The sequence below is a fragment of the Roseovarius sp. genome (genome assembly GCF_018066915.1).
Classification (GTDB): domain Bacteria; phylum Pseudomonadota; class Alphaproteobacteria; order Rhodobacterales; family Rhodobacteraceae; genus Roseovarius.
The window spans coordinates 1-7,498 of record NZ_JAGPVV010000335.1 but is presented as its reverse complement, the minus strand read 5'-3'; the positions used below and the strand labels follow the sequence as shown (position 1 = coordinate 7,498).

The window sequence follows — 7,498 nt, the reverse complement described above, 5'->3', positions numbered from 1 at the left end:
CGGTATTCGTAATAATGCGCCGCCAGCATCAGCACCGCTTGCGCCAGATCGGCTGGCACATCAGACCAACCCGCACCAAAGCCCGCGCGAAACCTGATTTCTGCCACAGCGCCGCGCCCGATAGCGGGCAGGAACGTGCCCATAGGCCGCACCAGGGGCCGATGCGCATCCTGCTCCAGCCGGTATAGACCGGGGTCGATCACCTCGACCTCATCCGCCCGGTTGCGCAAACCAAGGCTCAACACAGCGCTCACGGGGGCGACCGGCAAGGCCTGACCTGCCGCATCCCGCCACTGATGCAACGCCCAGGAAAATTCGCGCTCCAGCAGCACCTTGCCTGTGCGCCCCTCGATGGCCGCAATCGCCGCGCGCAGAAAACTTTCCAGAACCGGGTCCTGGATATCGTCATCGGCAAACCCCGTGCCCAACCGCAGATGCGCCTTGAACTCCGCCAGCGGCAGCGCGGCCGGGGGCACCGCAGTTTCTTCGATTAACATCATGGACCTACTCCATATATCCCGGACCCCTCCGGTGGTTCAGGCGCGCGCCATTCCGCGTTGCACGGACGGAGGGGACAGTTGGACAACGCCTCGCCCGAACGGCACGCGCCCCAGGGCAAGGGGATCACCCCCCGCCCCGTCGCCGCGTCCTCAGGAGACGGCGAATTTCAAGAGCTTGATCGCCTTGAAATCGGACACATCGCCGCCCACCCGCTTGGTCGCGTAAAAGAGGACATGCGGCTTGGCGCTGTAGGGATCGCGCAACACCCGCAGATCGGGCCGCTCGGCCACGGTATAGCCTGCGTGAAAATCGCCAAAGGCGATGGCATTGGCCCCCGTCGCGATATCGGGCATATCCTCGGCAATCAGCACCGGATAACCCATCAGCCGCGCAGGCTCTCCAGCCGCCAGACCGTCCGACCAGAGAAACCGCCCATCGGCATCCTTCATCTTGCGAACGGTGCCTGCGGTCTTGGAATTCATCACGAAGGTGCCGTTGGCGCGGTATTGCGCGCCCAAAGCATAGACCAGATCGACAATCGGATCAGGCCCGGCAATCGCGCCGGCAACCCCAGTGGGCACATAGCCCAGATTGCCCCAGACCCAGACGTCATTGTCCACGCTCGGATGCGTCAGAAACCCGCGCGGCTTGTCCACCCCATCGCCCGACACAAAGGCCGCCGCTTCTGCGCGCGCGAACTTGTCGGCGATGCGCCCCGCAAGCCAACCCTCGACGTCAAAGGCGCTGTCATCCAGCAACCGCTGGCTGGCCTTGGGCAGCGCGCTCAGCTCATGCAGCGGGATGCTGATCCGGTCGATCACCGGCGTGTCGGTCTCGGACACCGTGCCGCTTTCCGTGGCCCAGCCATGGCCCACATCGGTGTGATCCACCAGCACGTCAAAGCTGGTGGCCTCGACCGCCACCACATTGGCAACCGCCCGGATCGACGCCGTCGTGCTCAACACCGAGCGGATCGTCTCGGCGGTCTGCGGGTCAACCAGATAGCCGCCTTCCCCGGCAATCGCGGTATTGAGCGCCTTGCCCTCCAATTCCAGCCCACGCAGCCCGTCATCGTCACCGCCGCGCAGATAGGCGTCAAACGCCTTGCGATGCGGTGCCGACCCGTCAGAGGTGGCGCTGAGATGGGGACGCGCAAGCGCGATGAATTTGCGTTCAAACATGGTCATTTTCTCTTCTTGCTGTTGCAGTCGGTTGTGAATTTCGGCCCGAAAGCCGCTGAATTCGCTCAGAAACCCCGCTACTGCGGATTTCACCTCGGCCACCGGAGACAGATCTTCCCCGGCCCGAGCCTTTGCTTGGGTCATCATCATTCCATCCTTCAGGTTTGGGTCGTCGTCGGGCGCTACACCTGCGCCATCTCCCGGCGGGCCGCGTCAAACGCCGCCGCCATCTCGCGCAGGGTTTGGGCGTCGAGGGCATCGCCCTTGGCCGTCACCCGCGCACTGGGCAGCATCGGGAATGTCACCAGCGACACCTCCCACAGCTCCAGTTCCCGCAAGAGCCGCTGGCCCTTGTCATTCTTCGCCGCGCGCAGCGTGCGATAGCCGATGCTGAGACCGTCAATCGCCCCCGCCGCGATCAGTGCCGCCGCCTCGCGCGCCCGCTCCACACTCTCCAAAAGCCGCCCCTTGACCCAGAGACCGCGCGCATCCTCGCGCACCTCGTCCCAGATACCGATGGGCTGCGCCGGATCATGCTGCCACAGCATCTTGACCCGCCGTCCCTCCTTGGCCAACCGGCCGAGCGAGGCCGCATAGGCACCGCGCTCGACAATATCGCCCCCTTGATCGGGCGCGCCAAAGAGGCTGGCATAGCCCTCGATCTGCCCCGCCTCGCTCACGCTCAGCATCGTGCCGTCGAGCCGCGCGAACTTGCGCTCCAGTCCCAGTTCCATTTCCATCCGCCTCATCCTTTTGCTCTGCCTCACCCCGGCAATGCTGCCAAAAGCGGCTGAAACGCCTGCGCCAGTATCGCCGCCGCCACGCCGTAGACCGCCAGCCAGAGGCGCCGCTCCAACCGCTCCAGTGCCGCTTCCGTGCGTTCCAAACGCTCGGTCATCGCGCGCGTCTGCAAGTCCGAGACGCGCTCATGCGCCTCCAATCGCAGCCCCGGCGCGCAATCAAACGCCTCGAACCCGTAGCGCGGCGGCGGTGCGCCCCGCTCAGCCATCGACACCCTCCGCCGCCACGGCAGGCAGGCCCAAGAGGCTGCGCTTTTCCGCCTCGCTCAGGAAATCCGCCGCACTCACCCGCGCCCATTGCGCATCGCGCTCGGCGGCCAGCGCCGGCACCTGATCGAGATCGGGCGCAAGGTCCAACGCCTCGCCACTCATCCGCCCCAGCCACGCCGCCACCGTCGCCGCCACGCGCATCGCCAGCGGCAACACCGTCAGCCGGTAAAATGCGCGGTTCGCTTCCTGATAATTGGCGAATGTCGCATCGCCGGGGATGCCGAGCAGCATCGGCGGCACCCCAAAGGCCAGCGCAATCTCGCGCGCCGCACTCTCCTTGGTCTTCTGGAATTCCATGTCCGACGGGCTGAACCCCATCGGCTTCCAGTCCAATCCGCCTTCCAGCAGCATCGGACGCCCGGCATTGCGCGCGCCCTGATGATGCGCCTCCATCTCGCTCACCAGCCGGTCATATTGATCGCCCGACATCGCGCCCTGTCCCTCAGGGCCCTTGTAGACAATCGCACCCGAAGGCCGCGCGGCATTATCGAGTAGCGCCTTGGACCAGCGGCTCGCCGAATTATGCACATCCACCGCCTGCGCCGCCGCCTGAAGCGGGCTCAGCCCATAATGATCGTCCTGCGGATGAAAGCTCTTGATGTGACAGACACAAGGCACGCCCTCGCGCACATCGAACCGATGCTTGCGCCCCGCGACGGCATATTCATAGGCCACGGGCCAGCCATCCGACCCCGGCACCACACTCATCCGGTCCGAGCGCAGCACGTGCAACTCGACCGGCACGCCGCCTGCGCCCACCGCCTCGACATAGGCGTTGCCTGTCAGCAAAAGCTGGCCATAAAGCGCCTCAAATAGCTCCGCCCGCCCCTGCGCCGGGTTGGGGCATTTGATCAGGCTCAGCACCGGATGCACGGCAAAGCGCTGCTCGCAATCCTGCAAGACAAGCGGCAGCGCCGCCGCCGCCTCGGCGATCATCTTGACACAGCGAAACCCCACCGGATTACCGGCAAACCCGGTGCGCGTCAGGCTGACCGTATCGCGCGGGCTCCAGGCCACACGCCCCGCGCCATGCCAGGCCATCACGCGGCCCGTGGCACTTGCCTTCTGCTCGGGCGCCGCGTCCGGCGCCGTGCCCCCTTGCCGAAAGAAATCCAGTATCATCGCGCTACTCTCCTTGATCCCGCTCATGCCGGGCCTCTTGCCCGCTTGAGAGGCATCAGACCGTCAAAGGTTTAAGGAAAGTAAATCAGACCGCGCGTGACCCGCTCAAAGGCCCAGCGCCTCACGCAACTCCGCCAGACGCGAGCGGCTGACAGGCGTGGTAACATCCTGTCCGCCAAGGCGAAAATGGCACAACCCATTGTCCTTGCGCCGCTCGAAATGCGACACATGCGCAGGGTTCACCAGATAACTGCGATGCACCTTGAGAAACGGACCGGGGCTCAGCCGCCGCTCGGCCTCGGTGATCGACCAGGCGCAGAAATGCTTGTTGGTCCCGGCATAGAGCAGCGTGTAATGCCCCTCGGCCCGCAGAAACGCCACATCGCGCGCGTCGATGAAATGCGTCTGCCCGTGCTGCTCGTAGGGTATCCGCTGCATGACTTGGGCAGGTTTCACCTCTGCCTCAACCGGCGTAGCCGCCTCCCCCTTGCCCCCCTGCGCCAAAAACGTGACGCCCGTCAGCAAAAACGCACCGCAGAGAACGAAGGAGCTGATCAACACCCCCAGTGCCAGCACCTCATTGCCCATAAGCGGCCCGATTTCCTGCGCCGTCGGCACCGCCACAAACCGCGTGCCGTATATCGCCGCGAAATGCACAAGGAACACGGCAGAGCCAAAGGCCAGCGTGCCCAGCAGGATATTGCGCGGCCGCCGTTGGCCGTACGCCACCCAGATCGCCGCCACGCTCAGCCCACAGGCCGCCAGCACCGCAAACGCCACCCCCGGCAGCGTATAGACCGCCCGGCATAGCTGTAGCCCCGACATGCCCAGATAATGCATCGCCACAATGCCAAGGCCAATGACACAGCCCGCCGCCGTCAGGCTCGCCCGCGTGCGCGGATAAAAATGCAAGAGAAGCAGCGCCGCACCCACCATCAGGATCGCAATGAGAGCGGACCCAAGCGTGATCATCGCATCGTAATAGATCGGAATCGGCAGTTGCAGCCCCAGCATCGCCACGAAATGCATCGACCAGATGCCCCCGCCCAGCGCCACCGCCGCCAAGGTCACAGAGAGTTTACGCATGGCCACAGGCTGCGCAGCAATACCACGGGTCAGCGAGAACCCGGTAAAGGCCGCCACGAGCGACACACTCAGCGACGCCACCACCAGCCAGAGGTTATGCGAATACTCCAGAAATTCCATGTCGACCCAACGGCTTGGCGAAACCGCACGAGAGCGACCTTCCCGCCGCGCTCTGCCTCCCCTGCGCTCGGATCGTATGTCGCCCCTGCTCGCCTTACAAGGCTCTTGACCTCAGAGCGTCAGCGCCGTCTTGCGTCCGTCGTGAAGCGCCTGCGCCGCCAGTCGCGGGGCATGCGCATCGCCAATCAGCATGGCCGCAATGCCAAAGTCCGCCAGTTCTTGCCGCAAACTCACATCCGCCCGATTGGTCGTGGCCAACACCAGACTATCCGCTGCCACATGCGACCGCGCGCCGGTCAAGAGGTCCACCACCTCTGCCCCGCCGTTCTGCCAGCCGGTGATGGCACTCTCAGTCAGAAAACGCACGCCCAGCGCCGCCAACCGCCGCCGGAGCGGCACATCGGCGGCAGAGCGTTCCAACTCGCGCCCGACCACCGCTTGCGGTGTGACAATCACCACCTCATGCCCCGCTTCGGCCAGATGCCAGGCGGTGCCACCGCCGCGCCAATTGCCGCCCTCATCGAGCACGATCACCCGAGGCCCCAGCCGCGCGGCGCGTCCCATCACGTCCTCGACCGGCCAGACATTGCCATCCAGCCCCGGTAATTCCGCCACATGCGGAATCGCCTTTTGAAATCCGGTGCCGGCAGGCAGGGACCCGGTGGCGAGGATCACATGATCCGCCCCCAGCGCGGCAATCTCGCCTGCCTCCAGATAGCTGTTGAACTGCACCTCGACACCCAACCGCGCCAATTGCCGCTCATACCAGCCTAGCAGGTCCAATATCTGCGCTCGCCTCGGCTGCAACCCTGCCAGTCGGAATTGACCGCCGATCTCTGGTCCCGCCTCATAGAGACGCACCCGGTGCCCGCGCTCGGCGGCCACCCGCGCCGCCTCCAGCCCGGCAGGCCCCGCTCCTACAACCAGCACATCGCGCGTGCGCTCCGCCGGGCTGAACCGATCCCCGCCCCAGATATGCTCCCACCCCACAGACGGGTTGATCAGGCAGGAAATCCAGTAATCCCGGCTTCGCCGCCCCCAACATTGCTGATTGCAGGAAATGCAGCCCCGCACATCCTCGGGCCTTCCCGCCTCTGCCTTAGCCACCAGATGCGGATCGGCGATCTGCCCCCGCACGATCGAGACCATATCGGCCTCACCTGCCCCCAACACCGTATTGGCATTCTCGGGCGTGCGAATATGGCTTTCGGCTGTCACCAGCGCATGTGTTACCGCGCGCTTAAGCCGCGCCGCCAGATCAACCCCCAGCTTTTCAGGATATAGAAACGTCGGCATCAACGGGTGATAATCCAGATAGCTGCCCGAGCCGCAGGTGACATAATCCATCAGCCGTTCCGCATCATGCAGCGCCACAACCTCGGCCAGCGCCTCATGCCCCAGCGTCGCCTCCACGCTCGATCCATCGCTCACCGACAGCCCGATGATAAACCCCGGCCCACAGGCCGCGCGCACCCTTCGCAGGATTTCCCGCGAAAACCGCGTGCGGTTCTCAAGGCTCCCGCCCCATTCGTCGTCCCGCGTGTTCGACATCGGCGTCCAGAACTGATCCAGCAGACAGTGATAGGCGGCCCAGACCTCGACCCCGTCGAACCCCGCCTTCTGACAGCGCACCGCTGCAGCGACAAAGCTCTCGATCAACTCCTCAATCTCATTGCCGCTCATCTCGTGACTGCCATCACTGTCATGCCAGCTTGGTCCGCCCGAGGGCGACCATGCCGCGTGCCAACTGTTGTCCTGATCGCCATGCGCGCCCACGTGATAGAGCTGTTGCACCACCACCGCGCCATGCCGCTTGACGGCCTGCGTCAGCTTGGCAAAGGCCGGGATCACCTCATCCGAGGAATGCCGGAAATTGCCCCGCGTCAACACGGCGGTGCGATGCACTGGCATCGGCTCAACGACAATCATCGCAGCCCCGCCAATGGCCCGCTCCTCATAATAGGCGATATGCCGCGCGCCCGGCAGACCGTCCTCGGCCATGTTGGTCGTATGCGCGCCAAACACCACCCGGTTGCGCAGGGTATGCCCCGCTATCAAAACAGGCCGAAACACATGCGGAAACGCGCTCATGCCTTACCCGCCAGCCGGTCCAGACCCCCGACCAATGCCTCACGCATCCCCGCTGCCTCCAAATGCTGCCGGAGCCGCTGATTTTAACCGCCTTCGGTGTTGAGCGCCGCCAGCATCGGCGCACACGCCCCACTCATCAGACTGCTGCCCACCAGATGCCGAAGGAACGCCTCGCCCTGCGCGTTCTCCCCGCCCAGCCACTCCGCCGCAACGCCAACCATCTGCACCGCCGGCGACAACACCGCCTGCGCGCACAAATAGGTCTCTAGGTCCGCCGCATCGCGCAACGCATAAACCGTGTTGGCAGGCGAAAACAGCGCCTCGATC

7 protein-coding genes and 1 pseudogene are annotated in these 7,498 nt (G+C 64.8%); all 8 read right to left on the bottom strand.

Annotated elements, in window-relative coordinates:
• Positions 1-500: hypothetical protein (locus KBT70_RS18740; RefSeq protein WP_296637750.1), on the bottom strand; the 500-nt coding region annotated here is incomplete at its 3' end.
• 150 nt (positions 501-650) lie between these two features.
• Entirely contained in the window at positions 651-1,832 is a 1,182-nt protein-coding gene (locus KBT70_RS18735; protein WP_296637747.1) for a phage major capsid protein, read from the bottom strand.
• 32 nt (positions 1,833-1,864) lie between these two features.
• Positions 1,865-2,422, bottom strand: coding sequence for an HK97 family phage prohead protease (locus tag KBT70_RS18730; protein ID WP_296637745.1), 558 nt, complete (start codon positions 2,420-2,422; stop codon positions 1,865-1,867).
• A 23-nt stretch (positions 2,423-2,445) separates the two neighbouring features.
• Positions 2,446-2,691: a hypothetical protein gene (locus KBT70_RS18725; RefSeq protein WP_296637742.1), complete on the bottom strand. Its 246-nt coding sequence runs from the start codon at positions 2,689-2,691 to the stop codon at positions 2,446-2,448.
• Positions 2,684-3,874, bottom strand: a complete 1,191-nt coding sequence (locus KBT70_RS18720) for a phage portal protein (RefSeq protein ID WP_296637752.1) — start codon at positions 3,872-3,874, stop codon at positions 2,684-2,686. Before KBT70_RS18720 ends, KBT70_RS18725 begins: the two co-directional genes overlap by 8 nt.
• A gap of 105 nt (positions 3,875-3,979) precedes the next feature.
• Positions 3,980-5,080, bottom strand: coding sequence for an MHYT domain-containing protein (locus KBT70_RS18715; protein WP_296637740.1), 1,101 nt, complete (start codon positions 5,078-5,080; stop codon positions 3,980-3,982).
• A 111-nt stretch (positions 5,081-5,191) separates the two neighbouring features.
• Positions 5,192-7,171 carry an FAD-dependent oxidoreductase gene (locus tag KBT70_RS18710; protein WP_296637739.1) on the bottom strand — a complete coding sequence of 660 codons (1,980 nt, stop codon included), beginning with the start codon at positions 7,169-7,171 and terminating at the stop codon, positions 5,192-5,194.
• Between the two features lie 83 nt (positions 7,172-7,254).
• Positions 7,255-7,498 (bottom strand): annotated as a pseudogene (locus KBT70_RS18705) (pyrroline-5-carboxylate reductase); the annotation flags it as partial.

Coding starts and splice junctions, on each gene's coding strand:
- KBT70_RS18715 (WP_296637740.1), bottom strand. CDS start 5,080: ATGGAATTTCTGGAGTATTCGCATAACCTCTGGCTGGTGGTGGCGTCG.
- KBT70_RS18730 (WP_296637745.1), bottom strand. CDS start 2,422: ATGGAAATGGAACTGGGACTGGAGCGCAAGTTCGCGCGGCTCGACGGC.
- KBT70_RS18710 (WP_296637739.1), bottom strand. CDS start 7,171: ATGAGCGCGTTTCCGCATGTGTTTCGGCCTGTTTTGATAGCGGGGCAT.
- KBT70_RS18720 (WP_296637752.1), bottom strand. CDS start 3,874: ATGATACTGGATTTCTTTCGGCAAGGGGGCACGGCGCCGGACGCGGCG.
- KBT70_RS18735 (WP_296637747.1), bottom strand. CDS start 1,832: ATGATGATGACCCAAGCAAAGGCTCGGGCCGGGGAAGATCTGTCTCCG.
- KBT70_RS18725 (WP_296637742.1), bottom strand. CDS start 2,691: ATGGCTGAGCGGGGCGCACCGCCGCCGCGCTACGGGTTCGAGGCGTTT.